Genomic DNA, 24,535 nt, shown 5'->3' on the forward strand with positions numbered 1-24,535 from the left:
CGCCTGAATCTAGCCGGGGGGTCGGACGCGCCTCTGGCCCGGCACGGCCATCTTGCGGCGCGTGGGCTCGGGCCGCGGACGGGCCGGACGGCGCGGCCGTCCCCGCCGCTGGGAGAGGACGTACCAGGTGACGCCGGCGACGATCCCGAGCAGGGAGACCCACGCGTTGAGCCGGAGGCCGGCGATCTCGTGGGCCGGGTCGATCCGGAGCAGCTCCATCACGAAGCGGCCGACGCAGTAGAGCGCGATGTAGGCGGCGAAGAGGCCCGGCGGCTTCGGCCGGAGCCTCCGCTCGATCACGAACACGAGGACTGCCGCGACGCCGAAGTCCCAGAGCATCTCGTAGAGGAACGTCGGGTGGAACGTCGCCTGGTCGAGGTGCTCCAGGGGCCGGTTGAGCGGGTCGATCTCGAGTCCCCACGGAAGGTCGGTGGGCTTGCCGAAGAGCTCCTGGTTCCACCAGTTGCCGAGCCGCCCGAGCCCCTGCGCGAGCAGCAGGCCGGGCGCGAGACAGTCGGCCAGGAGCCAGACGTCGGCGCCCGCCCGCTTCGCGACGATGCCACCGACGAGACATCCGAGGGCGATGCCGCCCCAGACGCCGAGGCCGCCGCGCCAGATCGCGAAGGGGCCCCACCACTCGTCCGGGACCTCGTCCCAACTCGTCGCGAGGTGATACAGCCGCGCGCCGATGATTCCCGCGGCCACCCCCCACACCGCGCAGCGGAAGATGAGGTCCCAGTCGCCGCCGCGGTTGACCCAGCGGCGGCCGGTCACCCAGGTGCAGAGCGCGATCGCGGCGAGCAGCGTGAGGCCGTACATGTGGACCGTGAACGGCCCCAGGTCGAGCGTGCCGGAGCTCGGCGAGGGAATCGAGGCCAGGAGGCTCACAGCCGGGGCATTCTACGAATGCCCCGGCTGGGCCAGGCCCTTGGCCCGCAGCTCGGCGAGCGCCGCGTCCGTCTTCCCGAGCCCCGCGAGGCCCATGCCCGCGAGGATCTCCGGCGCCTTCGTGAACTGGACCTCGCGGTAGTCGACGATCTGGAGGAGGTTCCCCCAGGGATCGTGGAGGTCGAGCGCCGGAGGCGGCGAGACGCCGATGTCGGCCGCGACGGCCGCGGCGCGGACGGCTTCCTTGTCGTCCACGACGATCCCGACGTGACGGTGCACGTCGCGCGACTCGGGTTCGCGTCTCATGAGCGCGACGAACTGGTCGCCCATGTCGACGAACGCCATCGAGCGCGAGCGCCCGCGCAGGGTCAGCGGCCCGAACAGGCGCTCCCAGAACGCGAGCGCCTCGTCGATCGAGCCCACCTCGAGCGCAACGTGGTTGATGCCGACGAGGTGCCCCACGGGCCGAGCTTAGAGAACGGAGCCCTCCCGAACCGACGTCGCGGGAACCGGGTCGAGGCGCGCGGTGTACGGATGACAAAATCGGAGAGAAAGGAACGACATGCGCAAGCTCGTTGCTGCACTCGCGCTCGTCGCGGTGCTCGCCCCCGCAGCACACGCCGGTGGCTGGGCGACCGTGAAGCTGAGCTCGACTCCGAACGGCGCCCGCGCGGGCGCCCCCTGGATGGTCAACCTGACCGTCCTGCAACACGGCGTGACCCCGCTCGACGGCATCCAGCCATACGTGCGGATCTCGCAGGGGACGGTCGCCCGTTCGTTCATGGCCCGCCCGACCGCCACGACCGGCGTCTACCGCGCCCGTGTCGTGTTCCCGAAGGCCGGCATGTGGAAGTGGTCGATCTGGGACGGCTTCTCGCGGACGCACACCTACAAGCCCGTGAAGGTCACCCGAGCCGCGGTCTGACTCTCGGTGGGGGGAACCCGCGTTCCCCCTACCTCTTTCCCTGCGGCGCACGGGTTACCGCCTCCGCCTCCGGGAACGCCTTCAGGGCCAGCTCGGGGCTCGTGAACGTCCGAGTCGACATGACGCGGTCGTTGCGGCCCGCGAAGCGGGACGCCTTTAGGGATGTGCCCCCGCCGTAGGCGGGGGATCAGCGGCGGGAATCCGCTCGGCGGATTCCCGCTTCGCGGGACAAGTCTCGGTCATACGGCGTCGGCGTGCAGGCGCTCGCCGAGGCTCTGCAGCACCTTCGTCGCGATCGAGGGCATCTGCTCGACGAGGCCGCGGAACGCACGATCCGTCACGACGAGCAGGCGGACCGGAGAGGTCGCCGTCACGGTCGCCGTTCGGGGGACGTCGGAGACGAGGGCGATCTCGCCGATGAAATCCCCCGCCCCGAGCGCCCGGATCTTCTTCCCCTTGCGAGTCACGTCGACGGTCCCCTCGACCACCACGATGAACTCGCGGCCGCGCTCGCCCTCGCGGATCAGGGTTGCGCTCTCTCCGAGATCCAGCTCGTCGGCGAGCGACGCGATCCGCTGGAGCTCGGTCTTCGAGCAGCCCGCGAAGAGAGGCACCGCCTTCAGCAGGTCGATCTTCGTGTCCTTGTGCAGGCGCATCCGCCGATCCTATGAACCCGCACGGCCATGCCGCAAGTCGAGCGGCGGGCCGATGATTTACACCTCCTTCACCGGGGTACCTCAATTCCCAGACCTCCGTCGCGTACAACCTGACAACCGGAGACGACGTTCGTGCGAATACACGGGCGAGGCACGACGTTCGAAGAAGAAGAGACACAGACGATGTCGACGATCAACATCACCGAGACGAGCTTCGAGTCCGAGCGTGTCGAGCTGTGGCGCCTCGACTCCCTCGAGCGCGCCGGCTACGACGCGGAGTCCGCGGCCGTCCTCGCCGCCTCGCCCGAGGTCGACCTTCACCGCGCGGTCTCGCTGCTCGAGAGCGGCTGCTCGGTCGAGCTCGCGCTGCAGATCCTGCTCTAGAGCTCTCGTGTCGGCTAGGAGAGGAGCGCCGAGCCGCCGAGCACCGAGCGGGCCTCTGCGATGAAGTCCGGGTCGGGCCGCACCCGGAACTCGGGCCCGAGCGCGTAGGTCTTCGGCCCTTCCGAGGTGTCGAGCGACAGGTAGACCGGCGACTCGCCGGGGAACTCCCGCACGAGGCGGGCGAGCTCCCGGACGACGCCGGCCGGAGCTTCCCGTGCATCGAGCGAGAACCTGACCTCGCGGCGCTCCGCGACGGCCTCGAACGGCGTCACCTCGGAGGCGATCACCTTCGTCTCTCCCTGCTGCTTGTGGTCGACGCGGCCCTTGACGACCAGGATCCGGTCGGCGACGCAGAGCTCCCTCGCGGCCTGGTACGCCGAGTTGAAGACGACGACCTCGGCCGAGCCGGTGGGGTCGTCGAGCGTCAGGAAGACCATCGGATCGCCTCGCTTCGTCGTCAGGTGCTTCACGTCCGAGACGATCCCGCCCACGGTCACGACCTCTCCGTCGCGTCGGCGCTCGAGCTCGGCGAGGGTCGCGTCGGTCTTGCGTCGAAGCTGGTCGCGCACGCCCGAGAGGGGATGCTCGGAGACGTAGAGGCCGAGCGTCTCCTTCTCGAGGCGCAGCAGCTCCTGTTTCTCGAACTCGCCCGCAGAGATCGTCGGATGGTGCGTCGGCACGTCGGGCGAGGACGGCTCGCCCAGGTCGAAGATCGACGCCTGCCCCATCAGCCTGTCGGCCGCGAGCTTCTGGCCGTGGGCGAGCGCCTGCTCGAGTACCGCGAGCATCCCCATCCGCGTGGCACCCGTCGAGTCGAGGGCGCCGCACTTGACGAGCGACTCGAGCGAGCGCTTGTTGACGACTTGCGGGTCGACGCGCTCCGTGAACTCCCAGATCGAGGTGAACGGACCTCCGTCCTCGCGCGCGGCGACGATCCGCTGAGCGGCCGTCTCCCCCACGTTCTTCACCGCGTTCAAGCCGAAGCGGATCTTCCCCTCGACCACGGCGAAGTCGACCGCCGAGGAGTTGACGTCGGGCGGCAGCACCTGGATTCCCATCTCGTCGCAGGCGTTGACGTAGAGCGGGACGCGGTCCTTCGTGTTCATCACGCTCGAGATCAGCGCGGCCATGTACTCGCACGGGTAGTTGGCCTTGAGCCAGGCCGTGCGGTAGGCGATCAAGGCGTAGCACGCGGAGTGCGCCTTGTTGAAGGAGTAATCCTGCGACGACTCCATGTCCTTCCAGAGCTGATCGGCGACTGCGGGCGACACGCCGTTCGCCGCGCAGCCGTCGAGGAACTTGCCCTTCAGCGAGGCCATCAGCTCGTGGATCTTCTTCCCGATCGCCCGCCGCAACGTCTCGGCCTCGGCGGGCGTGAAGCCCGCGAGCTGCTTGGCGATCTGCATGTACTGCTCCTGGTAGATGCAGATCCCGTAGGAGTCGCCCGTGATCGGCTCGAGCCGCCGGTCGATGTACGTGACCGCCTCGCGCCCGTTCTTCCGCGCGGCATAGGTCGGGATGTACTGCATCGGGCCGGGGCGGTAGAGGGCGACGAGCGCGATCATGTCCTCGAACTGCGTCGGCTTCACCGCTCGGAGGGCGTCGCGCATCCCCGAGGACTCGAACTGGAAGACGCCCGCCGCGTCTGCGCGCGAGAGCATCTCGTAGGTCTTTCGGTCGTCGAGCGGGATCGCGCCGATGTCCAGGCCGCCGATCAGCTCGACCGCCTTGTCGATCACGTCGAGGTTGCGCAGGCCGAGGAAGTCGACCTTCAGGAGCCCGAGCGCCTCGACGTTCTTCATCGAGAGCTGCGTGACGACCTCGGCGTCCGCTCCCTTCTGCTGGAGCGGGACCAGGTCGATCAGCGGCTCCGCGCCGATCACGACGCCCGCCGCGTGGATCGAGTCCGCGCGGGTGAGGCCCTCGAGCGGGCGGGCGAGCTCGACGATCTCGCGCGCGACCGGATCCTCGGCGACGGCGCGGGCCAGCTCACCACCGGGCTTGAGCGCCTCCTCGAGCGTCTGCCCAGGGCCCTCGGGCACGAGCTTCGCGATCCGGTCGACGGCGCCGTAGGGGATCTCGAGCACCCGGCCGGCGTCGCGGAGCGCGGCGCGCGCGGCCATCTTCGAGAAGGTGATGATCTGTGCGACCCGGTCGCGGCCGTACCTCTCGGCGACGTAGTTGATCACGCGCTCGCGCCCCTCGACCGCGAAGTCGATGTCCATGTCCGGCATGTCCTTGCGGGCCGGGTTGAGGAACCGCTCGAAGAGCAGGCCGTAGCGCAACGGGTCGATGTCGGTGATCTCGAGGCAGTACGCGGCCAGCGACCCGGCGGCCGAGCCGCGTCCCGGGCCGACCGAGACTCCGTTCCGCTTCGCGAACCCGATGAAGTCGGCGACGATCAGGAAGTAGTCGGCGAACCCCATCTCGCGGATCGTCTTCAGCTCGAACCGCAGCCGCTCGTCGAGCTCCGGCGTCGAGGCGCCGTACCTCTTCACGAGCCCTCGCTCGCAAAGCTCGACGAGGTAGTCGAACGCGTCGCGCCCCTCCGGGACAGGGAACCGCGGCAGCCGGATCCGGCCGAGCTCCAGCTCCACGTTGCAGCGCTCGGCGACCTCCAGGCTGCGGCGGAGAGCGTCCTCGTGGCCCGGAAAGTCGAGCACCATCTCCTCGGGCGTCTTGAAGTAGAACTCGTCGGCGCCGAAGCGCCAGCGGTTGGGGTTCTTCAGCGAGTCGCCCGACTGGATGCAGAGGAGCGCCTCGTGGCTCGACGCGTCGGTGGCGTCGAGGTAGTGCACGTCTCCCGTCGCCACGAGCGGCAGCTGCCGGCGCGCGGCGAGGCCGGGAAGCGCGCGGAACGCCGCCTGCTGCACCTCCAGCCCCACGTTCTGGAGCTCGACGTAGGTGTTGTCCTGCCCGAAGATCTGGGCCAGCCGGTCGAGCTCGGCCTCGGCGTCCGACTCGCGATGCTCCGAGAGCGCCCGCGACACCCGTCCCGAGAGGCACCCGGAGAGCGCGAGCAGGCCCGGCGCGTGCCGCTCCAGGAGCTCCCAGTCCACGCGGGGCTTGTAGTAGTAGCCCTCGAGGTAGCCGAGCGAGCAGAGCTTGATCAGGTTCCCATAGCCCGTGTTGTCCGATGCGAGGAGCGTGAGGTGCGCGTGGCCCTTCGTCTGCACCCTGCGGTCATCGACGACGTACACCTCGCAGCCGAAGATGGGCTTGATCCCCTGCTCGCTCGCGGCCTTGTGCAGGTCGATCGCGCCCGCCATCGAGCCGTGGTCGGTGAGCGACACAGCCGGCATCTCCAGCTCCGCCGCCTTCTTCGCGAGAGCCGGGATCCGGCACGCCCCGTCGAGGATCGAGTACTCCGAGTGGACGTGGAGGTGGACGAACGGGGCGCTCACGGGAAGGCCATCGTAGTGCGACGGTCCGCTGGACAACCTCGCCGAATCTGCCGATAACCGGTGTATGCGGCAGATTCCGATCTCACTCAAGCTCATCGCGGTCCTCAGCGTGCTCGCGGAGGCGGCGGCGGCGGCGCTCGTCTTCTGGCACACCGGCCCGCGCGCTCGCTGACCGGGCGCGAGCGCCACGCGGCCGGTCAGCGTCGCGTACAACTACGGCGATGATCCTCGTCACCGGTGCCACGGGATTCGTCGGCGGCCACGTGGTGAGCTCGCTGCGCCGGGCGGACAAGGCGGTGCGGTGCCTCGTCCGCGACACACGCGGCGCGGGGAGCCTGGAGTCCATGGGCTGCGAGCTGGCGCAGGGCGACCTGACCGACCCCGGCAGCCTGGAACGCGCCGTGGAAGGCGTCGAGGGCGTCGTTCACCTCGTCGCGATTCGGCAGGGGAAGGAGGAACAGTTCGAGCGGATCATGACCCGTGGCACCGCCGGTCTGGCCCTCGCCGCGCGGCAGGCGGGCGTCGGGCGCTTCGTGCACATGAGCGCCCTCGGCGTGAGCGAGCAGACGAAGGATCTCGTGCCCTACTACCGGGCGAAATGGGAGACGGAGCAGACCGTTCAGGGCTCCGCGATGCCCTACGTCATCCTCCGGCCCAGCTTCGTGTTCGGTCCCGACGGCGGGATCCTCCCCACGTTCCGCAAGCTCGCGAAGCTCTTGCCGGTCACCCCGATCGCCGGTTCCGGCCAGCAGCGCCTCCAGCCGATCTGGGTCGATGACCTCGCCGCGCACGTCGGGCAGGCGCTCGAGCTCGGAGCCGCGACGAATCGCACGTTCGAGCTCGGCGGGCCGGACATCGTCAGCTGGAACGAGCTCTGGGCGCGGCTCAAGCTGGCACTCGGGCTGCGAAGGCCGAGCGTTCACGTGCCGATGGCCCTCATGCGGGCGAACGCACTGGTGACGGAGCGTCTACCCGGCAACATCCCGCTCACGCGCGACCTTCTGAAGATGATGGAAGCCGGGGACAACGTCGTTTCCAACGACGATGCCGCGCAGACCTTCCAGCTGCCTCTGCTCGCGCTCGACGATCAGTTGCGGCGCGCTGCCTGACCCTTGCGCCGGGCCCGGAAGCGCACCACGCCTCGAGGTACGGCCGCGCGGCCTGCGCCCAGCGCGAACCTCGGGCATACTGGCCGGGTCCCCGACGAAGGAGGTCGCCGTGATGACCGATACCGCTTCCTCCCGGCCGCGCCCCGCGCGGCCCGTCGGCTGACACCGAAGACGGGCCTCTCGCGACGGGCGCGCGGCTCCGCGTCCTACGTCACGTAGTCCGAGAGGAGACCCATCACCTTGTTCGACCTCAGCACCCTCGGCTGGAACGAGATCCTTGCCGAGCAATTCGAGCCGCATGCCACCGCCGGCCTCGTGCCCGGCCGGGTGACGGTGCAGCACCGCGGCGCCTACGACGTCCTCACGGAGCTCGGCGAGCTCCGCTGCGACGTCGCCGGCCGCCTCTACGACGAGTCGTCCTCCCCCGCCGACCTGCCCGCGGTGGGCGACTGGGTGGCCGTCGCGCCCCGTGCGGAGGAGAGCGCCGGCACGATCCAGGCGGTCCTGCCCCGGCGCACGAAGTTCTCGCGCAAGACGGCCTGGCAGGCGGCCGAGGAGCAGGTGCTCGCCGCGAACGTGGACGTCGTCTTCATCGTGACCTCGCTCAACGAGGACCTGAACCTCCGCCGGCTGGAGCGGTACCTCATCCTCGCCCGCGAGAGCGGCGCCCAGCCGGTCGTCCTGCTCACGAAGACCGACCTCTCCGGCGACGTCCCCGGGGCCGTCGAGGCCATCCAGTCGATCGCGTTCGACGTCCCGATTCTCGCGCTCTCGAGCGTGACGGGCGAGGGTCTCGACGACGTCCGCTCGTACCTCCGGCCGGGAGTCACCGCCGCGCTCCTCGGCTCGTCGGGCGTGGGGAAGTCGACGCTCGTCAACACGCTGGCCGGCGAGGAGCTGCTCACCACCCGGGAGATCCGGGACGACGGCCAGGGCCGACACACGACGACGCGCCGCGAGCTCGTCCAGCTGCCGGGCGGAGGGCTCGTGATCGACACGCCGGGGATGCGCGAGCTCCAGCTCTGGGTCGCGGACGAGGGCCTCGAGGAGGCCTTCGAGGACGTCACGTCGCTCTTCTCGCACTGCCGCTTCTCGGACTGCCGGCACGAGAGCGAGCCGGGGTGCGCCGTGAAGGCGGCGATCGAGGACGGGACGCTCGCCCCGGAGCGCTGGGAGAGCTACCTCAAGCTCCAGGCCGAGCTCGCGCACCTCGAGCGGCGGCTCGACAAGCGCGCCGCGTCCGAGGAGCGGAAGCGCTGGAAGTCACTCTCCCGCTTCGCCCGCGAGGCCTCCAGGGCGAAAGGACGACGCTAGGGCGCGGGGGAACCCATGGTTCCCCCGCGAGCCCCTCCTTCGCACGGATCACCGGTCTCCCGCTCCGGGCCTCCCGGCCGGCCGAGCCGGCCTCCGGCCTCGTCAGGGCTGCGCACCGGTCACCCGTCCGACACGCGTCTGGCGACGGTCAGCTGCGGGTGCGGACGGCTACCACGCATCGCCACGTACGGGCCCGAGGGCCGACCCTGCGGTCAGCCGAATGCTGCCTGCTTGTCCGCGTCGGACATGCGTCCGGATGTGTAGCTCGACGTCCCGTCCGCGAGCAGCTCTCGCGCGCCGGCTGCGAGCGCGCCGTAAGCGGCGGCGGCGAGGAGGCTCCCCGTCGAGACCCGGCGCACGCCGATGCGTGCGAGCTCCGGGATCGGGGGCCCGGCCGGCACCGCGAGCACGTTGACCGGCACCCCGACGGCCTCGACGACCGCCGTGATCTGCTCGACGGTGGCGAGCCACGGCGCGTACACGCAGTCCGCGCCCGCGTCACGGTAGGCGACCAGGCGGGCGATCGTGTCGTCGAGGTCGTCGACGCCGTGGAGATGGTTCTCGGCGCGACCGGTGAGCACCATCGGATCCGCGAGCGCGTGCGCGGCCTCCGCTGCTTCGGCGACGCGCTCCACGGCGAGGCCGAGCTCCTCGATCCGCCCCGTCAGCGGGTTCCAGTCCTCGATCGAGCATCCCGCCGCACCTGATTCGGCCAGCAGGCGCACCGTCTCCCCCACGCCGCCCGGGTCGTCCGGGAAGCAGCGCTCGCTGTCGACATTGAGCGGCAGGTCGGTCGCGGCCGAGAGCTCGGCGACGTGCCCGACCAGCTCGGAGCGCGTGACCTGTCCGTCGAGCTTCCCGAGCGCCCAGGCGAATCCGGCGCTCGTCGTGGCGAGCGCCTCGAACCCGAGCGACGAGAGCAGCTTCGCGGAGCCGACGTCCCACGGGTTCGGCATGACGAACAGCTCGTCTCGCGCGTGAAGCTCGTGGAAGCGGGCCCGGCGGTCCGCGGCCGAGGACGTCACGCGCTCACCGCTTCCACGGGGGCGTGGGGTCCGTGTCGATCCCGTAGCGCTCGATCGCCGATCGCACGACCGAGGGCTCGACCGACCCCTCGTCGGCGAGCGCCTTCAAGGCGCCGACGACGACGTGGTGACGATCCACCTCGAAGAACTCCCGCAGCCTGGCGCGGTAGTCGCTCCGCCCGAAGCCGTCCGTGCCGAGCACCGTGTACCGGCCGGGGACGAACGGGCGGATCTGGTCCGCGAACGTCCGGATGTAGTCGGACGCTGCCACGGCCGGCCCTTCGCGACCGGCGAGGCACTCGTCGACATACGCCCGCCGCTGCGGCTCGGTCGGATGGAGCATGTTCCAGCGCTCGACCTCCATCCCGTCCCGCCTGAGCTCGGTGAAGCTCGTCACGCTCCACACGTCGGTGCTCACCCCGAAGTCCGCGTCGAGCAGCTCTGCGCCGGCCTCGACCTCCCTCAGGATCGCGCCCGAGCCGAGGAGCTGCACGCGGGGGGACTTCCCCGCCGGCGCCTCGCGCAGGAGGTGCATGCCACGCAGGATCCCCTCCTCCGCACCCTCCGGAAGCGGCGGGTGCCTGTAGTTCTCGTTCATCACCGTGAGGTAGAAGAAGACGTCCTCCTGCTCGGTGCACATGCGCCGGAGGCCTTCGCGCAGGATCACCGCGACCTCGTAGGCGTACGTCGGGTCGTAGGCCACGCAGTTGGGGATCGTCGACGCCAGGACATGCGAGTGCCCGTCCTCGTGCTGGAGCCCCTCGCCGTTCAGCGTCGTGCGACCCGCCGTCCCGCCGATCAGGAAGCCGCGGGCCCGGCTGTCGCCCGCCGCCCAGGCGAGGTCGCCGACCCGCTGGAAGCCGAACATCGAGTAGAAGATGTAGAACGGGATCATCGCGACGGCGTGGTTCGAGTACGACGTCGCCGCGGCGAGCCAGGAGGAGAACGCGCCGGCCTCGTTGATCCCCTCCTGGAGGATCTGGCCGTGCTGGTCCTCGCGGTAGAACATGAAGTCGCCCGCGTCCTCGGGCTCGTAGAGCTGCCCGACCTGCGAGTAGATCCCGAGCTGGCGGAACATGCCCTCCATCCCGAACGTGCGTGACTCGTCGGGCACGATCGGCACGACCCGCGGGCCCAGGACCGGGTCCCGCACGAGGGTGTTGAGAACCCGGACGAGCGCCATGGTCGTCGAGTTCTCGCGCTCTCCGCTCCCCTCGAGGACGTTGTCGAACGGCGGCGGGGTGGGAAGCGGCTCCGCGTCGGTGTGACGGGCCGGGATGCTCCCGCCCAGGGCCTTGCGCCGCTCGAGCAGGTGGCGGAGCTCGGGGCTGTCCTCGGGGGGGCGGTGGAAGAACGCCCCCGTCGCCTGCTCGTCCGTCAGGCGGATCCCGAGCCGGTCACGGATCGCGAGCCGCGCCTCCTCGTTCATCGCCTTCTGCTGGTGCGTGATGTTTCGGCCCTCGCCGGCCGTCCCCATCCCGTAGCCCTTGATCGTCTTGGCGAGGATCACGGTCGGCTGGCCCGTGTGCCTCACGGCGGCGTCGTACGCGGCATAGACCTTCTTCGGGTCGTGCCCGCCCCGCCGCAGCTCCCAGATCTCCTCGTCCGTCCAGTCGGCGACCATCGCCGCCGTCTCCGGATACCGGCCGAAGAAGTGCTCGCGCACGTACGCGCCGTCGTTCGCCTTGAAGGTCTGGTACTCGCCGTCGACGCACTCCTCCATCAGCCTGCGGAGCCAGCCGCCCTCGTCCGCGGCGAGCAGGGGATCCCAGTTCGACCCCCAGATCACCTTGATCACGTTCCAGCCCGCGCCGCGGAAGTTCGTCTCGAGCTCCTGGATGATCTTCCCGTTTCCGCGGACGGGCCCGTCGAGCCGCTGCAGGTTGCAGTTGACGACGAAGACGAGGTTGTCGAGCCGCTCGCGTCCCGCAAGCGAGATCGCGCCCATCGACTCCGGCTCGTCCATCTCGCCGTCACCCATGAACGCCCACACCTTGCGGTCGCCGTGCTCCACGATCTCGCGCGCGGAGAGGTACTTCATGAAGCGTGCCTGGTAGATCGCCATCAGCGGGCCGAGGCCCATCGAGACGGTCGGGAACTGCCAGAAGTGCGGCATCAGCCACGGGTGCGGGTAGGACGAGAGGCCGCCGCCGCCCACCTCCTGGCGGAAGCGGCGCAGCTCCTCCTCGCTCAGTCGCCCCTCGAGGAAGGCGCGCGCGTAGAACCCGGGCGACGAGTGGCCCTGCAGGTAGACGAGGTCGCCCAGGTGGTCCTCGGTGCGGCCCCGCCAGAAGTGGTTGAAGCCCATCTCGTAGAGCGTCTCCGCGGACTGGTAGCTCGCAATGTGCCCCCCGAGCTCGGTGGACTCGGCGTTCGCCTGGAGCACGATCGCGATCGCGTTCCAGCGGACGAGCGCCGTCGCGAGCCGCTCCAGCTCGGGGTCGCCGGGGAGCTCGGGCTCGTCCTCGACGGGGATCGTGTTGACGTACGGCGTCGAGACGCCCGCGCTGACGGGGACGTGGAGGTCCTGCGCGTGGTCGATCGCACGGTCGAGGAGGTACGCCATGCGCTCGCGCCCCTCCGTGTCGACGACCACGTCGACCGACTCGAGCCACTCCCGGGTCTCGACGGGATCGTTGTCGGGCGCCTGCACATCGGTGGTCATGCCCTCAGTGTGGCAGCAGCGGCGAGGGTCGTCGCGTGCCTACCGTCGCGGTCCTCGCGCGCAGGTCACCGCGGCACCGGCGTCGGCGGGCCGCCTGCGGCGGGGGCGGCGGACGCACGCGCACCGAGCCGGCTCGTCTCACACGACGCCCTCGTACGTGTCGCGCATGTAGGCCAGGCGCTCCTCGCGGCCCCTGCCCGAGCGCAGGTACCGGCTCCACGCCGTCCGCTCGTGCGCGACGGCGCCCAGTTCCCACACGCAGAAGGTCGGGCGATGCGAGCCCTCGAGCGGCCACGGGTGGAACCCGGGGTCGTCCGTCCCGTCCTTGGCCCAGACCGTCTCCCAGAGCTCGTTGTCGTTCTCCCACGTCGAGACGAGCAGGAAGTAGAACCCCTCGCCGCAGCGGTGGAGGATCACGAACCCCACCGAGCCGCGCAGCCGGAGCTCGCCGAGCCGCGCCGCGTCGGCGAGCCCCAGGCGCGCCAGGTCGGCGATCGTCGCCGGGACGGGCTCGTCGTCCGGGGCGATCTCGTACCACTTGAACAGCGTGTCTCCGAGGACGATGCTCTGGCCCGACCGCACGAGCTTCGCGATGTGCTCGTAGTCGTTGGCGACGCCGTTGTCGTTTCGCTCGAGCACGCTCATCACTCGCCTCCCGGCCGTCTGAAGTCCATCACCCAGTTCGTCTCCCACGTCCTCCCGCCGTCGTCCGAGAACGCTTGCTCCCAACGGGGCGTGCTCGTCGTCACCCCGGACCACGTGAAGCGGACGAGGATCGGCCGCCCCCTGTGGATGTCCTCGCCCTCGAAGACTCCGACGTCGCCCGAGAACCGGCCGAAGACCGGTGGGTCGAGCTCGCCCGGGCGTCTGCTGTCCGCCCAGTAGATCGACCACCGCCTGAGCTCCGGATCGAAGAACCGGAACGACATACCGACGAACCCGCCGTCGTGGTCGGTCCGGAACTCGTCCTCGTTGCCGAGGCCGTCGAGCAACGGACGGGCGACGACCGTGGCCTCGAACTCCTCCCAGTCGTCCGATCCTGCGAGCCTCCTTCGCAGCCGGCGATTGCCGACCTCCCAGCTGCCCATCCAGAAGTCGAAGTCCCTCGCGGTCGACTCGATCTGCACCGTCTGGCTCATGCCTGCCTCCCGTTTTGCTCTGCGCTCGACCCTATCGGCCAAATAGGGCGGAACTTGCCCTCAATACGTGCTTGACTGCGTGGCGTGCAGACGCCCACGTCACGGTTGCTGGAGCTGCTCGAGGTGCTGCAGACGAGGCCGCTGACGACGGGCCGCGAGATCGCCGACCGGCTCGCGATCGACCGGCGCACGGTGCGGCGCTACATCACGGCGTTGCAGGACCTCGGCATCCCGGTGGAGGGCCAGCGTGGCGTCGGCGGCGGCTACCGCGTCCGGCCCGGGTTCCGGCTCCCGCCGCTGATGCTCTCCGACGACGAGGCGGTCGTCGTCGTCCTCGGCCTGATCGCCGCCCGCCGGCAGGGGCTCGACACCGAGTCGGGCCCCGTCGACGGCGCGCTGGCGAAGATCCATCGAGTCCTCCCCGACCTCCTGCGTCGGCGCGTACAGGCGCTCGAGACGGCGCTCGGGTTCACCGCGACGCCGAGGGCCGGCACCCCGGTTGCGGGGGACACGGTTCTCCTGCTCGCCGACGCGGTACGACGCGGCCGGCGCGTGCGCACGGCGTACCGCTCGTACTCCGGCGAGCGGACCCGACGAGAGCTGAGCCCTTACGGCCTGGTCGTCCACGCAGGTCGCTGGTACCTGGCCGCCCACGACCACCTCCGCGACGACCTGCGCACGTTCCGGATCGACCGGATGCGCTCCGCGACGCTGCTCGACGCGCCGGGACTTCCCGCGCCGGAGGGCTTCGACGCGGTCGAGCACGTCAGCCTCTCGCTTGCGCGCGTCCCGTGGGGCTTCGAGGTTGAGGTGCTGCTCGACCTGCCCGTCGACCTGGCGGCGCGACGGCTGCCGCCGACGCTGGCCGAGCTCGTCGGAGCGGAGGGCGGGACGCTCCTGCGCATGCGGGCCGACTCGCTCGACTGGACCGCCGGCATGCTCGCGAGCCTCGGCTGCGGGTTCACGATCCGCGCGCCGGAGGAGCTGCGCACCAGCGTCCGGCAGCTCGCCGAGCGGCTCGCCGCGTCGGGTGGCCAGCTGGAACCGCGACCCGCGTAGACGGCGCCGCTCACATCGCCGACACCCGTCGGGGCCCTTGGCGGGCATGGGCAGGCGCTCGCTTCTTACGGTCAGCCGGTGGGACCGGTGGCGGCGTCCGCGAACGCACGCATGCTCGGGTAGGAGGCGTCGGGCTCGGCGTCCGCGGCCGGGGTCGCCCCTGAGCCGGCGCGTCCTCGGCGCCGGTCGATCCACACCGAGTCGAGGCCGAGCTGCTTCGCCGGCACGTGGTCGTGGAACAGGCTCTGCGCCACGTGGAGCATGCGCTCACGCGGCACGCCGATCGTCTCGAAGGCGAGCTCGAACCCTCTCGGGCTCGGCTTGTAGCTCCGTGCCGCCTCAGCCGTGACGACCCAGTCGAAGGCGACCCCCAGTCGCTCGTTCGAGGCGGCGAAGAGGTCGGTGTCGCAGTTCGTGATCACGCCGAGCCGGAACCGCTCCTCGAGGCGACCCAGCGCTCGTGCCGAGTCGGCGAACGCGGGCCAGTCGCGGACGCTCTCTGAGAACGCCGCCGAGGCGGCCCGCGTGACCTCGAGGCCGGCGTCCGCCGCGACGCCCCGCAGGCCGGCGGCGAGGACCTCGCGATAGCTCCGGTACGGCGGCCGCTCGGCCTCCGCCTCGTGGCGGCCGTACGACTCGAGCAGGGCGTCGTCCTCCACGCCGGACGCGTCCGGCAACGCGCGACGCAGCGCCTCGAGGAGCCCGGTCTCCCAGTCGATCAGCGTCCCGTAGCAGTCGAACGTGAGGACCTCGTAGCGGCCGAAGTCGATCGGCATCCCGGAGTCAGTGAACCACGACGGTGCGCTCGTCGGACGGCTCGGCCCCCGCTCAGGCGCCCGGCGGAGGCCCGTGGGCCGTGCCGCGGAAGTCGTCGACCGCAGACCGCTGGCCGATCGGCAGCTTGAAGGGGATCACCGAGTGCCGTGGCGCAGGAGCGCCCGCGACGGTCGAGCCCGGCGGAGGCGTCGGATCCGACGCGCCCGGGAGCGACGCCGTCGCGAGAACGAGCGCGAGGATGGCGACGGCCGCGCCCGCCCAGCCGCGGCCCCCCGGCGACGTGCACGAGCGAAGCACGCGGGAGCCTGCGAGCTCGCAGTGGACCCCCTCGAGCGGCGCGCCCCTCAAGAGCGAGACCACAGAGCCCATCTCGCCGACGAAGCGCACGCACGAAGCGCAGGCGTCGAGATGGGAGCGCAGAAGCGCCACGCCGACGTCGTCGAGCGCGCCGTCGAGCGCGAGCGACGCCCGCAGCCGCGCATCGTCGCAGGCGCTCTTCGGGGCGGGATGGGCGCAGGCCTCCATCAGCCCGACGTCCGGGGGTTGACGGCCACGCCGAGCAGGACGAGGCAGAGCCCGAAGCCGACGAGCAAGGCGGAGAGGTGAAAGGCCTCACCCCAGGTTGCCGGGCCGCTCGAGGAGGCGCCGCTCGCCGCCCGCCGTTCGCGGGAGCGCGCCGGGTCGCGGAGACCGACGACCGCGCCGGCGGTGAACAGAAGCGATCCGACGAGCATGAGCCCGCCCGAGACGGCGCGAGCCGCCGGAAGCCCTGCGGCCAGCCCCACGAGCAAAGAGGCCACGGCGGTGAGGCCGCAGAGAGCGACCAGGCCGAGCGAGAGGTCGCGCAGGCCGCGGACGATCACGCGACCGACCGGACGCCGACCGGCGCCGCCTCCGTCCGGGAGTCGTCGTCCGGCTCGCGTGGCGTGACCGCGCGGGACATCTCCTCGGCGGTCAGCGGCCACTTGTCGAGTGGGAAGAAGCATGCTGCCTCGTGCCCCGCTGCCTGCTCCGCGAGCGCTGGGTCGTTCAGCTCGCACGTCTCCTGGGCACGCGGGCAGCGCGGATGGAAGCGGCACCCGCTCGGCGGGTTGATCGGGCTGGGGACGTCGCCCTTCAGGACGAACGCGCTGCGACTCCTTCCGAGCCGCGGGTTCGCGATCGGGACGGCGGACAGGAGCGCACCCGTGTAGGGATGGCGCGGCGCTCTGTACAGGTCCTTCGAGCGGGCGAGCTCCACCAGCTTCCCGAGGTACATCACCGCGACGCGGTCGGAGATGTGCCGGACGACGCTCAGGTCGTGTGCGATGAAGACGTACGTCAGCCCGAACTCCGACTGCAGGTCCTTGAGCAGGTTCAGGATCTGCGCCTGGACGGAGACGTCGAGCGCCGAGACTGGCTCGTCGGCGACGATCAGCTTGGGGTTCACCGCGAGCGCCCGGGCGATCCCGATCCGCTGGCGCTGGCCGCCCGAGAACTCGTGAGGGAAGCGGTTGTAGTGCTCCGGGTTCAGGCCCACGACCTCGAGCAGGTCCTGGACGCGCCGCTTGCGCTCCGCGTCGGTGCCGAGGCCGTGGATCTCGAGCGGCTCGGCGACGATGAACCCGACGCGCTTGCGTGGGTTCAGCGACGCGTAGGGGTCCTGGAAGATCATCATCAGCTCGCGCCGCACCGACCTCAGGTCGCGCTGTGCGACGCTCGTGATGTCCCTCCCGTCGAAGCGCACCGTCCCGCTCGTCGGCTCGAGCAGGCGCATGACCACGCGGGCGAGGGTCGACTTCCCGCAGCCCGACTCGCCCACGATCCCGACCGTCTCCCCGCGGTTGACCGTGAGCGAGACGCCGTCGAGCGCCTTGACCGAGGCCACCTCGTGCTTGAAGACGACGCCCTTGGTGATGGGAAAGTGCTTCGTGACATTCTCGACCTCGAGGAGGGCGTCCGTCATGCGCGCCCCTCGCCGGCGTCGGCTCCCGGCCGGCGAAGCCGGCCTCCGCCGCCGCCTGACGCCGCCCGAGGAACGCGCATGGGCCGAAGCGCTGACACGGAACACCTCATGCAGCGGCCTCCGCGTCGAGCGCGAGGTCGGCGACGACGCGTCTCGACTCCTCCAGCTTCCGCTGCTCGTCGAGCAGGCATGCGTCCAGGTGACGCTCGTCGAAGCTGGCGGGCGCCGCCGGAGGAAGCACGGCGCGGCAGCTGTCGAATGCGTAGGCGCAGCGCGGCCGGAACCTACACCCGGCCGGAGGCCTGAGCAGCGAGGGCGGCTGGCCCCGGATCTGCGAAAGGCGCTCGAGCTCGACGTCGAGCCGGGGCAGCGAGCCGAGCAGCCCCCACGTGTACGGATGCAGGGGCTGCTCGAAGAGCGAGAAGACGGGCGCGTGCTCCGCGACCCTGGCGGCGTACATCACGACGATCTCGTCCGCGGTCTCCGCGACGACACCGAGGTCGTGGGTGATCAGGATGACTGCGGTCCCCCGCTCCTCCTGGAGCTCGCGGATGAGACCGAGGATCTGGGCCTGCGTCGTCACGTCGAGCGCCGTCGTCGGCTCGTCCGCGATCAGGAGGGCCGGCTCGTTGACGAGCGCCATCGCGATCATCACGCGCTGCCGCATGCCGCCCGAGAACTGGTGCGGGTAGTCGTCGATCCGGCGCTGCGCGCGCGGGATCCCGACCTCCTGGAGCCCGGCGATCGCCAGCTCTCGGGCCTCGCGCCCCGTGACGTCCCGGTGCAGGAGGACCGCTTCGACGAGCTGGCTGCCGACGCTCAGCACCGGGTTGAGCGAAGTCATCGGGTCTTGGAAGATCATCGAGATCTCGTTCCCCCGCAGGGCGCGCAGGCGACGCTTCGACGCCTCGAGCAGGTTCTCGCCGCGGAAGCGCGCCTGGCCCGTCGAGACCGACGTGTGCTTCTTCGTCCCCCGCAGGAACGCCTCCATCTGCTCGCCCGGCGACGAGCCGGGGTCGAGTGCGAGGCGGCCGGGCTTGGGGTTGAGGTCGAGGATCGACATCATCGTCACGCTCTTTCCGGAGCCCGACTCGCCGACGACGCCGAGCGTCCGGCCCGGCTGTACGTCGAACGAGACCCCGTCGACCGCCTTCACGATGCCGTCGTCCGTCTTGAAGTACGTCCGCAGGTCGCGCACCTCCAGGAGCGGCGCCTCCTCGGGCCGCCCGCGCTCGATCGACGGCGCCGCGGCCGCGGTCATGCGAGGCGGATCCTCGGGTCGATGACCGCGTAGACGAGGTCTACCGCGAGATTGAGCAGGATGATCGCGAGCGTCGCGAACACGATCACCCCCTGCATCGTCGGCAGGTCGAGGTTGAGGACGCTGTTCAGCGCCAGCCGGCCGAGCCCCGGCAGGTTGAAGATCGCCTCGGTGAAGATCGCGCCGCCGAGCGCCACCCCGATGTCCAGCCCGAGCATGGTGACGATCGGGAGCAGGGCGTTGCGGAGGACGTGCCGCCGGACGACGAGGCTCTCGGGCGCGCCCTTCGCCCGCGCAGTGCGGACGTAGTCTTCCCCGAGCGTGTCCATCACGTTCGAGCGGATCATCCGGGCGTAGCTCGCGGCGAAGAGGATCGCGAACGTGAGCCAGGGCAGGATCATGTGGTACGCCCAGTCGGCCGGCCCCCCGCAGCCCGCGCCCTCGGGCGGGGAGATGATGTCGCAGTACCCCGCGTTCGGCGTCAGGCCCCACCGGAAGCCGACGAAGTACTGCAGCAGCAGGCCGATCCAGACGACCGGCGCCGAGATCCCGATCAGGATGAAGATCATCGCTCCTCTGTCGAGGAGCGAGCGCGGCCGGAGCGCGGAGAGGATCCCCACCGGCAGCGCGATCAGCATCCACAGGACGGCCCCTCCCAGCACGAGCGCGGTGGTGACGGGGACGGCCTCGCCGACCATCTCGTTGACGGAGCGCCGATTGGCGTAGGAGCGGCCCAACGAGTGGTCGACCACGAGCCGCTTCAGGAACAGCGCGTACTGCTCGTGGACCGGGCGGTCGAGGCCGAGCTGGTGCGAGACGCGCGCGACGTCCTCGGCGGTGGCGGACTTCCCGGCGGCGAGGCGCGCCGGGTCGGCGGGCATCTGGAAGAAGAGGACGTACGTGATCAGCGTCACTCCGATGAAGAGCACGCCCGCCCAGAGAAGTCGTCGTAGGAGGTACTGGAGCATGTGGGGTCTCTCGCGCTGGTGAGGAGGGGCGGCCCCTGACGGGCCCGCCCCTCCCGTCAGAGGTGCTTACTTGAGGCAGATCACGTTGAGGAGCGGCCCGCTCCCGTGGGCCTCGTTGATGGTGATGCAGCCGACCCGGGCCGACATGAAGCTCCGGTCGTTCGAGTTGACGAGCGGCGCCCACGGCGGGTTCTCCCGCATCAGCGCTCCGTCGAGGGCGGCGTACGCCGCACCCCGCCGCGGCCCCGTGAGGAGCGAGGCCGACGTCATCTGGCGGTTGTACTTCGCGACGTTGAAGTACGCGTAGTTGTTGTGCTGCGGGTTCTTGACCTGCGCCCCGTCGAGCAGGATGTTCACGAAGTCGTACGGGTCCGCGTAGTCGGCGCCCCACCGCTCCATCGTCATGTCGAAGGTCGCGGTCTCGGGGTTGCCGGCGTTCGTGAACTGCTGCGCCCGCGGAAGCAGCCGGACCTCGGCGTCGAGCCCGATCTGCTTGAGGTTGTACTGGATCAGCTGCGCCTGGAGCGGGGCGATCCCCGTGTTCGACGACCAGAGCACGGCCTTGCCGCCGCGGAGGTTGCCGTCGGCGAGCTTCTTGGCCTGCTTGATCGTGTTCGCCGTGACCTTCAGCGGGTAGAGGCCTTGCGGCTTGTACCCGACCATCCCCGGCGGGAGGATCTGGCCGGTGCGCTTGCCGTACAGGTAGCCGCCCTGGGCCGAGAACGCCTGCCGGTCGACCGCCCAGTTGACCGCCTTGGCGAGGCCCGGATTGTTCCTGAACAGCGGCCGCCCGTGGTTCATCGCGACGTAGCGGATGTCGAACAGCGGCCGCACCTGCACGCGGCCGTCCTTCCGGTTGAGCCCGTACTTCCCGACCACGTTCTTCCACTCGGTGGGCGGGATGCCGCTCGAGGCGTAGTCCGATGTTCCCTTCTCGACGTTCTGGAACTGGACCGCGATGTCGTTGCCGACGTTGACCTGGATCGTGTCGGCGTTGGCCGCGCGGCCACCCTTGTAGTGCGGGTTGCGCCTGAGCGTGATCGAGCGCCCCGGCGTCCGGGAGGAGAAGTAGTACGGCCCGCAGGAGGCGTACTGGTTGATCCCGTTGGCGTCGATCTGGCGAGCGAGGTTCGTGTCGATCGCCTGCATGAACGGCATCGTCAGCCGGGCGAGGAAGTCCGGCGAGGCCTTCGTCAGCCGCACGACGAGCTTGTTGCCCTGGGCACGGACGCCGGAGATCGTGCGCGCCTTGCCGTCGATCACGGCCTGGGCACCCTGCACGATGTCGAGGAACTGCACGCCCGTCGACTGCATGCGCGGGTTCGCGAACCGGTTGAACGCATCCACGAAGCTCCGCGCCGTCACGGTCTGGCCGTTCGAGAACCTGAAGCCCGGCTTGATCGTGAACGTGTAGGTCTTGCCGTCCCGTGAGATCACGGGCAGACCGGCGGATACCTCGGGCGTCGCCACTGCACCGGCTGCGCCCTCCTTGTCCTGCCAGTTCATCAGCTTGCAGGCCGTCGCGGCCTCGAGCTTCCACGTCTCGCCGTAGTACGAGAGCTGCGGGTCGATGTAGTCGACGTCGGTCGAGATGTCGAGCACGATCGTGCCGCCGCGCTTGGCGGTCGGCGCGGCCGTCGAGGCGGCGGCGACGAGCAGGGCGATGCCCGTGATCGCGAGGACGATCCCGAGCAGGCGTTTCCCGTTCATTGGGCTCCTTTCGGTCGGACGGTCTGTGGGCAGGGCATCAGCGGGAGCCCCTCGGGTCGAAGGCGTCGCGCAGGCCGTCGCCGAGGAGGTTGAAGGCGAGCGTGGTCAGGAGCAGGGCGACGCCGGGCCAGACCATCAGGAGGGGCCGGGAGGTGTAGTACTGCGGCGCGTCCGCGAGAAGCGTCCCCCAGCTCGCGGTCGGCAGCTGGATCCCGAGCCCGAGGAACGAGAGCCCGGCCTCGGCGAGGATGAATGCCGCCACGTTGAGGGTCCCGAGGACGATCAGAGGCCCCACGAGGTGCGGGAAGACGTGCGAGCGGACGATCCGCCAGTTGCTGGCCCCGACCATGCGGGCGGCCTCCACGAACTCCTTCTCGCGGATCGACAGCGCCACGCTGCGCATCACGCGCGCCGAGTAGAACCACCCCAGCAGCCCGAAGACGAGGACGAGCGTGACGACGCCCTCCCCAAGGAAGCCGAGCGTCACGTGGTTCAGCCTGGTCCCGAGCGTGCCCGCGAGCGTGATCACGAACAGCAGGTAGGGGAACGCCATGGTCAGGTCGACCATCCGCGAGATCGTCGTGTCCACCCAGCCGCGGAAGAACCCGGCCAGCGCGCCCAGCAGCGTGCCGAGGAAGAGCGAGAGGCAGGTTGCGCCGATCCCGACCTCGAGTGACACCTGCGCCCCGTAGAGCAGCCGCAGGAACTCGTCTCTGGCGAGCGTCGAGTCCGAGCCGAGGACGAACAGCTGCTGCTCGAGCTCGCCGTCCTCGGTCAGCTTGCCGACGTGGGTCCACGGCCCGGCCGGCAGCTGGTCCTCGTCGAGACCGCCGGAGACGAGGAACGGCTCGTTCGGGCCGTGCCCCAGGAGCTTCGCCGCGAGCGGCGCTCCGGCAAAGGCGATGACGAACAGGAGCACGATGAACACCCCGCCGGCCAGCGCGAGCTTGTCGCGCCGGAGCCTCAGCCAGACTCCCGCCCAGTACCCCCGCGCCTCGACCTCGGCCGCCAGCTCCTCCTCGAGGAACAGGTCCGCGGGCGGGGACGGGCCGGCGCCGCCGAGGAACGAGGCGAGCTGCCCGCCGGACGGCGCAGCGGCGCTGTCGGCGACGTTGCTCACCGTGGGACGACCGCCGACGCTCTCGGCACCCAGTTGTCGACCACCCAGCGGGCCCGCTCGCCGGACCCCAGCTTCCTCAGCTCCAGGAAGAACACCTGCGACCGGACGCCTGACCCCTTGCGCGGGAGCAGAGCGACCTCCAGCAGCGCCCGTGTCGAATACGACTCGTCGACCTTGTACGGGGCGACGTCCAGCTCGTCGATCGGGTACGGGACGACGGGGTTCTCGCCCGTCAGCCAGCGCTTCCTGCTCAGCCCGCCGCGCAGGTTCGGGCCGACGAGCGCCCACGCCTCTTCGAGGTTCTCGCGGGCGACCGCCGTCTGGATGAACCGCACCGCGACCCTCCGCGCCTCCGATGCCAGCGGCGCCTCGACCAGCCGCTCCGGCTCCTGGGCGGGCGTCGCGCTCAGGCGCTGCTCGGGCGGGTCCGTGTCGGGCCCGAGCACGAGGGCGAGGACGATCGCGGCGCAGGCAGCGGCTCCGGCCGAACCCCACGCGAGGCGCCGCCGCAGGCGCCGTGAAGCCATCTCAGTCGAGCCCTTCCGAGAGCGTGGAGACCGGCCCCGCGGGAGAGGCCACAACCCTGGGCTCGTCGCTCTGGCTGGTGCTCATCGCCGTGCCGTCGTCCGGATCGGGGCTCCGGCCCGGGGGTCATCCCGCAGGCCGGATCGCCCGACGTCTGACGGCGCATCGTGTTTACACGAGCGGCGACGCGAATCCCAGGAAAGGTCGACAACTTCGACGTTTGGCAGACCCGCGACCCGGGCGCGGGACGGCGCACGCTCGGTGTCCGGCTTCAGCCGGACACGCGGGAAGGGGGATCAGCCCGCGGCGGGACGCGGGGGAGCGACCGGGTCCCAGCGCCCCGGGGCAGGCGCTCGCCGCCCCAGCTCCCGGCGTGCCAGCTCGCCGAGCTGGTTCTCGGCGTTCTCGAGCAGCCGGAGCACCGCCCGCCCGTGCGCGACGACGACACGGCCGGCCGGGGTCACCGTGACCGACCGCGAGCCGCTGCCCCTCACGACGAGCGAGACGCCGATCGCGGCCTCGAGCTGTGCGATCTGATGGCTGATCGTCGAGCGGGAGTAGCCGAGGCGGGTGGCGGCGCGAACGAAGCTCCCTTCCTCGGCCACGGCCACGAGCGCCAGCAGCGAGCGGATCTGCAGCCCGAGCCACCGAGAGCGCTCGAGCGGCCGCCGGTCGACGGCCTCGGCGACCTCGTCGTCGAACGAGCTCGTGGGGATGCGCGCCTGCTCGGCCCGCTCGCGCGCGAGCTGGATCGCCCACTGCCGGCGGAAGGTGTCATCCATGTGCAGTCGCGCCGCCCGCGCGCCGTGATCGATGACGATGGTGGGCGCCGCCGCTGACGATCGCCTCCACGGGGCGGGTATACCGCGCCCGCGTGACGACATCGGGCCGAGCCCGGCCTGCGACGACTTCCGCGCACGCCGCGACGGTGTGGAGCCCCTGGGACCTACCGAGGAAATGCCCGAGGTGACTTATGCCACGTATGACGACATCGAGGCGGGAAGGTTGGCCGGAATGGACGTGCCGCCACTCACGAGGAGCACGGCGGGGGGCCGGGCCATGCCGTGCGGCCCCCGGGTCAGCTCAGGGTCGACTCAGGGTCATTCCGGATGGTCTCCGCGGGCGACCGGGGCCATCCTGAAGTCATGAGCGAACACACGACACATATCCCCGAGATCCGCCGGCTGCAGCGCAGCGGGTCGGATCGCATGCTTGCCGGCGTCAGCGGGGGCCTGGCTCGCTACTTCGACATCCATCCCGCTGTCTTCCGCGTCGGGTTCGTCGTCCTCACCCTCCTGGGCGGGGCCGGCATCCTCATCTACGCCGTCGCGGCGCTCGTCATGCCCGACGAGGGAAAGAAGGACTCGGTCGCGACGGCGGCGCTCCGCAACCGCCGTGACCGCCCGTGGCCGCTGATCGGACTGGGTCTCCTCGCAGTCGCAGTCGCCATCCTCCTCTCGCGGGCGACGCTGTGGTTCGACGGCGACTCGTGGTGGCTCTTCCTGATCGCCGGCGGCCTGATCCTCTGGATCACGCGCCAGCCGGCGACAGAGCCAAGCACCGATGCGAAGCAGCTCGCGGCCGAGGACTCGCGCCGCGTGCGGCGCCTGTTTCGCAGGCTCGCGATCGCGGTTGCCGCTCTCCTCGCCCTCGTCATCGCG

24 protein-coding genes are annotated in these 24,535 nt (G+C 70.7%); 6 read left to right on the forward strand and 18 right to left on the reverse strand.

What is annotated here, in order from left to right; translation table 11 throughout:
* Window positions 1–9: 9 nt before the first annotated feature.
* On the reverse strand, window positions 10–888 hold the full coding sequence (gene lgt / locus VFO26_RS14705; protein ID WP_325115800.1) for a prolipoprotein diacylglyceryl transferase: 879 nt from the start codon (window positions 886–888) through the stop codon (window positions 10–12).
* A 12-nt stretch (window positions 889–900) separates the two neighbouring features.
* On the reverse strand, window positions 901–1,350 hold the full coding sequence (locus VFO26_RS14710) for a VOC family protein (protein WP_325115801.1): 450 nt from the start codon (window positions 1,348–1,350) through the stop codon (window positions 901–903).
* Window positions 1,351–1,450: 100 nt separating this feature from the next.
* On the opposite strand from VFO26_RS14710, the gene VFO26_RS14715 reads away from it, so the two are divergent.
* A complete protein-coding gene (locus VFO26_RS14715) occupies window positions 1,451–1,813 on the forward strand; it encodes a hypothetical protein (RefSeq protein WP_325115803.1) in 363 nt (120 codons plus the stop codon).
* Window positions 1,814–2,052: 239 nt separating this feature from the next.
* Here the strand turns inward: VFO26_RS14715 and VFO26_RS14720 are convergent, their stop codons facing one another.
* Window positions 2,053–2,469 carry a cyclic nucleotide-binding domain-containing protein gene (locus VFO26_RS14720; protein WP_325115804.1) on the reverse strand — a complete coding sequence of 139 codons (417 nt, stop codon included), beginning with the start codon at window positions 2,467–2,469 and terminating at the stop codon, window positions 2,053–2,055.
* A gap of 183 nt (window positions 2,470–2,652) precedes the next feature.
* Between VFO26_RS14720 and VFO26_RS14725 the strand changes: the two genes are divergently transcribed.
* Window positions 2,653–2,853 carry a hypothetical protein gene (locus tag VFO26_RS14725; protein ID WP_325115805.1) on the forward strand — a complete coding sequence of 67 codons (201 nt, stop codon included), beginning with the start codon at window positions 2,653–2,655 and terminating at the stop codon, window positions 2,851–2,853.
* A 14-nt stretch (window positions 2,854–2,867) separates the two neighbouring features.
* Here the strand turns inward: VFO26_RS14725 and VFO26_RS14730 are convergent, their stop codons facing one another.
* Complete coding sequence (locus tag VFO26_RS14730; RefSeq protein ID WP_325115806.1) at window positions 2,868–6,257, reverse strand: DNA polymerase III subunit alpha; 3,390 nt, start codon at window positions 6,255–6,257, stop codon at window positions 2,868–2,870.
* Between the two features lie 221 nt (window positions 6,258–6,478).
* Here VFO26_RS14730 and VFO26_RS14735 point away from each other — a divergent pair, with 221 nt between their 5' ends.
* Both VFO26_RS14735 and rsgA read left to right on the forward strand, forming a co-directional pair.
* Window positions 6,479–7,366 carry an SDR family oxidoreductase gene (locus tag VFO26_RS14735; protein WP_325115807.1) on the forward strand — a complete coding sequence of 296 codons (888 nt, stop codon included), beginning with the start codon at window positions 6,479–6,481 and terminating at the stop codon, window positions 7,364–7,366.
* A 234-nt stretch (window positions 7,367–7,600) separates the two neighbouring features.
* Complete coding sequence (gene rsgA / locus VFO26_RS14740; protein ID WP_349259090.1) at window positions 7,601–8,680, forward strand: ribosome small subunit-dependent GTPase A; 1,080 nt, start codon at window positions 7,601–7,603, stop codon at window positions 8,678–8,680.
* Window positions 8,681–8,892: 212 nt separating this feature from the next.
* Here the strand turns inward: rsgA and VFO26_RS14745 are convergent, their stop codons facing one another.
* From VFO26_RS14745 to VFO26_RS14760, 4 genes are all read right to left on the reverse strand, one after another.
* A complete protein-coding gene (locus VFO26_RS14745; RefSeq protein ID WP_325115809.1) occupies window positions 8,893–9,705 on the reverse strand; it encodes an isocitrate lyase/phosphoenolpyruvate mutase family protein in 813 nt (270 codons plus the stop codon).
* A 4-nt stretch (window positions 9,706–9,709) separates the two neighbouring features.
* Entirely contained in the window at window positions 9,710–12,370 is a 2,661-nt protein-coding gene (gene aceE / locus VFO26_RS14750; RefSeq protein ID WP_325115810.1) for a pyruvate dehydrogenase (acetyl-transferring), homodimeric type, read from the reverse strand.
* 138 nt (window positions 12,371–12,508) lie between these two features.
* Window positions 12,509–13,015, reverse strand: coding sequence for a hypothetical protein (locus VFO26_RS14755; protein ID WP_325115811.1), 507 nt, complete (start codon window positions 13,013–13,015; stop codon window positions 12,509–12,511).
* Complete coding sequence (locus VFO26_RS14760) at window positions 13,015–13,509, reverse strand: hypothetical protein (RefSeq protein WP_325115813.1); 495 nt, start codon at window positions 13,507–13,509, stop codon at window positions 13,015–13,017. The genes VFO26_RS14755 and VFO26_RS14760 overlap by 1 nt, the downstream gene beginning before the upstream one ends.
* An 84-nt stretch (window positions 13,510–13,593) precedes the next feature.
* Here VFO26_RS14760 and VFO26_RS14765 point away from each other — a divergent pair, with 84 nt between their 5' ends.
* Window positions 13,594–14,568 carry a YafY family protein gene (locus VFO26_RS14765; RefSeq protein WP_325115814.1) on the forward strand — a complete coding sequence of 325 codons (975 nt, stop codon included), beginning with the start codon at window positions 13,594–13,596 and terminating at the stop codon, window positions 14,566–14,568.
* Window positions 14,569–14,639: 71 nt separating this feature from the next.
* On the opposite strand, the gene VFO26_RS14770 is transcribed toward VFO26_RS14765, so the two are convergent.
* The 10 genes from VFO26_RS14770 to VFO26_RS14815 form a co-directional block, all read right to left on the reverse strand.
* Entirely contained in the window at window positions 14,640–15,344 is a 705-nt protein-coding gene (locus VFO26_RS14770) for a haloacid dehalogenase type II (protein ID WP_325115815.1), read from the reverse strand.
* A 52-nt stretch (window positions 15,345–15,396) separates the two neighbouring features.
* The gene (locus tag VFO26_RS14775) at window positions 15,397–15,870 is read right to left on the reverse strand and encodes a zf-HC2 domain-containing protein (protein ID WP_325115816.1); all 474 of its coding nucleotides are present in this window, start codon (window positions 15,868–15,870) and stop codon (window positions 15,397–15,399) included.
* Window positions 15,870–16,208: a hypothetical protein gene (locus tag VFO26_RS14780; RefSeq protein ID WP_325115817.1), complete on the reverse strand. Its 339-nt coding sequence runs from the start codon at window positions 16,206–16,208 to the stop codon at window positions 15,870–15,872. Before VFO26_RS14780 ends, VFO26_RS14775 begins: the two co-directional genes overlap by 1 nt.
* A complete protein-coding gene (locus tag VFO26_RS14785) occupies window positions 16,205–17,290 on the reverse strand; it encodes a dipeptide ABC transporter ATP-binding protein (protein WP_325115818.1) in 1,086 nt (361 codons plus the stop codon). The genes VFO26_RS14780 and VFO26_RS14785 overlap by 4 nt, the downstream gene beginning before the upstream one ends.
* Before the next feature lie 106 nt (window positions 17,291–17,396).
* On the reverse strand, window positions 17,397–18,551 hold the full coding sequence (locus VFO26_RS14790) for an ABC transporter ATP-binding protein (RefSeq protein WP_325115819.1): 1,155 nt from the start codon (window positions 18,549–18,551) through the stop codon (window positions 17,397–17,399).
* Complete coding sequence (locus VFO26_RS14795) at window positions 18,548–19,519, reverse strand: ABC transporter permease (RefSeq protein ID WP_325115820.1); 972 nt, start codon at window positions 19,517–19,519, stop codon at window positions 18,548–18,550. Before VFO26_RS14795 ends, VFO26_RS14790 begins: the two co-directional genes overlap by 4 nt.
* Window positions 19,520–19,585: 66 nt before the next feature.
* Complete coding sequence (locus VFO26_RS14800) at window positions 19,586–21,229, reverse strand: ABC transporter substrate-binding protein (RefSeq protein ID WP_325115821.1); 1,644 nt, start codon at window positions 21,227–21,229, stop codon at window positions 19,586–19,588.
* Between the two features lie 37 nt (window positions 21,230–21,266).
* On the reverse strand, window positions 21,267–22,349 hold the full coding sequence (locus VFO26_RS14805) for an ABC transporter permease (RefSeq protein WP_325115822.1): 1,083 nt from the start codon (window positions 22,347–22,349) through the stop codon (window positions 21,267–21,269).
* On the reverse strand, window positions 22,346–22,876 hold the full coding sequence (locus tag VFO26_RS14810) for a hypothetical protein (RefSeq protein ID WP_325115823.1): 531 nt from the start codon (window positions 22,874–22,876) through the stop codon (window positions 22,346–22,348). Before VFO26_RS14810 ends, VFO26_RS14805 begins: the two co-directional genes overlap by 4 nt.
* 294 nt (window positions 22,877–23,170) lie before the next feature.
* On the reverse strand, window positions 23,171–23,656 hold the full coding sequence (locus VFO26_RS14815; RefSeq protein ID WP_325115824.1) for a LysR family transcriptional regulator: 486 nt from the start codon (window positions 23,654–23,656) through the stop codon (window positions 23,171–23,173).
* 363 nt (window positions 23,657–24,019) lie between these two features.
* On the opposite strand from VFO26_RS14815, the gene VFO26_RS14820 reads away from it, so the two are divergent.
* Window positions 24,020–24,535, forward strand: a 516-nt coding sequence (locus VFO26_RS14820; protein WP_325115825.1) for a PspC domain-containing protein, incomplete at its 3' end; no start/stop codon positions are given.

This window comes from Gaiella sp. (genome assembly GCF_035710885.1).
Taxonomy (GTDB): Bacteria; Actinomycetota; Thermoleophilia; order Gaiellales; family Gaiellaceae; genus Gaiella.